1 other annotated feature is annotated in these 608 nt (G+C 54.3%).

What is annotated here, in order from left to right:
- Positions 1-56 precede the first annotated feature (56 nt).
- Positions 57-569, minus strand: a sequence feature (16S ribosomal RNA rRNA prediction is too short).
- Positions 570-608: the final 39 nt, after the last annotated feature.

Raw genomic sequence — 608 nt, forward strand, 5'->3', positions numbered from 1 at the left:
TTGCGTTAGGCTAACCACTTCTGGTGCAGTCCACTCCCATGGTGTGACGGGCGGTGTGTACAAGGCCCGGGAACGTATTCACCGTGACATTCTGATTCACGATTACTAGCGATTCCGACTTCACGGAGTCGAGTTGCAGACTCCGATCCGGACTGAGACCGGCTTTAAGGGATTCGCTAACTCTCGCGAGCTCGCAGCCCTTTGTACCGGCCATTGTAGCACGTGTGTAGCCCTACCCGTAAGGGCCATGATGACTTGACGTCGTCCCCACCTTCCTCCGGTTTGTCACCGGCAGTCTCCTTAGAGTTCCCGACATTACTCGCTGGCAAATAAGGACAAGGGTTGCGCTCGTTACGGGACTTAACCCAACATTTCACAACACGAGCTGACGACAGCCATGCAGCACCTGTCTTACAGTTCCCGAAGGCACACCAGAATCTCTTCCGGCTTCTGTAGATGTCAAGGGTAGGTAAGGTTCTTCGCGTTGCATCGAATTAAACCACATGCTCCACCGCTTGTGCGGGCCCCCGTCAATTCATTTGAGTTTTAACCTTGCGGCCGTACTCCCCAGGCGGTCGACTTATCGCGTTAACTTCGCCACAAAGTGC

Source organism: Vreelandella boliviensis LC1 (genome assembly GCF_000236035.1).
Lineage (GTDB): Bacteria > Pseudomonadota > Gammaproteobacteria > Pseudomonadales > Halomonadaceae > Vreelandella > Vreelandella boliviensis.